Origin of the sequence: Pseudomonas oryzihabitans (assembly GCF_032027545.1) — a bacterium.
GTDB classification, from domain to species: domain Bacteria; phylum Pseudomonadota; class Gammaproteobacteria; order Pseudomonadales; family Pseudomonadaceae; genus Chryseomonas; species Chryseomonas oryzihabitans_F.
Genome location: NZ_JAVSJB010000069.1, coordinates 1 through 2,090 on the forward strand (window position 1 = coordinate 1; position 2,090 = coordinate 2,090).

Genomic DNA, 2,090 nt, shown 5'->3' on the forward strand with positions numbered 1-2,090 from the left:
AAAAACCGCCAATCACGGCCGTATCCGGTCCACAACCAGTTCCTAGTGCCTGACCCCAAGCGCAAAGGGCAAACCTGGCGCCGGTTCGTGCAGCTGTTGCAGCGCATGAGTTACGAAGCCGAATGGTAGGGCGATTTCCATGTACAGCGGAGGCGTTGCGCGCCCACGACAAAGCGCAGCGCGAAGCCCTAGCCCTGGCTCGTGCGGAGCGGGACAGGGTAATCAGCCTGCTGAAGCGGCGCGACGGCGCCGACACGCAGCTGGGGGAAGCTAAGGAGCTGTTGAAGAAGCTACAGCCTTGGATGGCACGTCTCGCCGAAAAGAACGGATACGGCATTGACGGAAATTTTGAGGAGCTGGAAGAAGCCGTCCTCCTAAACGCCTTCCTCGCCCGCAACACCTCGTCCATGGCCGAGCAGCCGGAAGCAAAGGGCGCTCAGGGTACAGAGCTGGAGGACGCTGTGCGGGTTCTCCTTGAAGCCCCACAGCTCCAGGGTGAACAGGCTTTCAGTGCCAGGCCCATCATCGAGCGCGTACGCGCCGCACTCGCCACTCGGTCCGACATACAGGATGTGCATTGACGAATGGCTTGTATTACCACGAAAGGACCGCTTGGCGCATTGCGTCGAGACATCGCTTCGGCCGGTGGCGGCGCTACCTGGCCGATCAGGGCAACACCCTTTGCTCAGGAGAAGAGCGACGTGAACGACTTACTTCAAGGCGCAACGGTGAAGGCGGCGCAGCGCCGTCGCTGCCTAGCGAAGGCCGCAGCCCAGAGCACCCGGGAGCATCGACGGATGCTCGCTGCTAGCTACCTTTCGAGTGCAGGCGCCATCGACCGGGCGGACCGGCCACGAGCGGCGCAACGATCTCCGTGTCGGCCGAGGACCTAGATGCCTTGCAGGAAGCCGACGGTATTCTGTACGCGCTTTTCGAAGCCACGGACGGAGAGGCGACAAGCCTGAATCTTGCGCGCAATGGCCTTCGCCGCGTGATCGAAAAAACGCATAAGGCCACGCGTGCCATCGGCAGCCATCGTCTCATCCGGACCGCATTACGCTACGCGGAAACCCTTGAAGGAGATGATCGTGCCCCAAGTTGACTATGAACCGTTTGCAGGAATCATCCGGCGGGCGCTGCAAGCACTCGGAACCGCAGAGGGTGATCTCGCCCATGATCCGAGATATCTCGCGCCCGCCGATGTCGTCCGAATGTTCGCCGCGCTGGCACAGGCCGCCACCGAGCGCAGCGGGCGTGATGTGCCGCTGGACAACGTCATCCGCCTGGAGCGCACCTGCACCGGTGCCGACTACCACCACAAGCTAGCATTGCGCTGCGCCCAGCTCGCCGGTTGAGCTTCGGCTGCCTTCCACGATACCGCGGCGTAGAGAACTGCCTCGGCGGAGGAGAGCCCTCGCTATTGAGGCCCCCCACAGGCGGCTATTGGCACTAGCGTGTCGACGGGGATGGGTTACGTTGGCCACTACCTTAGTCTTTCTCCTCACGGGAGTAGCGAATGAGCGCAAGCTGGATCCTCACCCAGTCCGGAAAGCAATTTGACCTGCTGGCCCCTGAAGCCGACGTGGTGGTGTTGGATGACATCGCCCATGCGCTGGCGAACATCTGCAGATTCGCAGGGTACACCCAGACCCACTACAGCGTGGGCCAGCACAGCGTATTGGCCAGCCACCTGGTCCCGCCGGCGGACGCGCTTCACGCGCTGCTGCATGATGCCGCCGAGGCCTATGTGGGCGACATGGTGAGTCCCCTCAAGGACCTGCTGCCAGGCTTGAAGGTGATCGAGGCGCGGATCTGGATGGTCATCGCAGCGCGCTTCGAGATCGCTGTGCAGATGCCGGCCAGCATCAAGGTGGCAGACCTGGTGCTGATGGCAACGGAACGACGCGACCTGCTGCCATCGGGTCCGCCTTGGCCGTCACTCGAGGGAATCCAGCCGCTTCCTATCCAGGTAGCGCCCTGGCCGCCGGCCGTTGCCCGCCTGGCTTTCAAAAGACGCTTCAAGCAGCTCGTGCGTTCCGGTGGCGAGAACGCTCAGTTGCGCCGGGCCGCCATGGCGGCCGAGGCCTAGG

4 protein-coding genes are annotated in these 2,090 nt (G+C 63.1%); 3 read left to right on the forward strand and 1 reads right to left on the reverse strand.

Annotated elements, in window-relative coordinates:
• Positions 1–155: 155 nt before the first annotated feature.
• Complete coding sequence (locus tag RND78_RS27670; RefSeq protein ID WP_312733419.1) at positions 156–581, forward strand: hypothetical protein; 426 nt, start codon at positions 156–158, stop codon at positions 579–581.
• 308 nt (positions 582–889) lie between these two features.
• On the opposite strand, the gene RND78_RS27675 is transcribed toward RND78_RS27670, so the two are convergent.
• Positions 890–1,036, reverse strand: coding sequence for a hypothetical protein (locus RND78_RS27675; protein WP_312733421.1), 147 nt, complete (start codon positions 1,034–1,036; stop codon positions 890–892).
• A gap of 46 nt (positions 1,037–1,082) precedes the next feature.
• Between RND78_RS27675 and RND78_RS27680 the strand changes: the two genes are divergently transcribed.
• Together RND78_RS27680 and RND78_RS27685 are read left to right on the forward strand one after the other, a co-directional pair.
• A complete protein-coding gene (locus RND78_RS27680; RefSeq protein ID WP_312733425.1) occupies positions 1,083–1,355 on the forward strand; it encodes a hypothetical protein in 273 nt (90 codons plus the stop codon).
• Positions 1,356–1,516: 161 nt separating this feature from the next.
• Positions 1,517–2,089, forward strand: coding sequence for a phosphohydrolase (locus RND78_RS27685; RefSeq protein WP_312733423.1), 573 nt, complete (start codon positions 1,517–1,519; stop codon positions 2,087–2,089).
• Position 2,090: the final 1 nt, after the last annotated feature.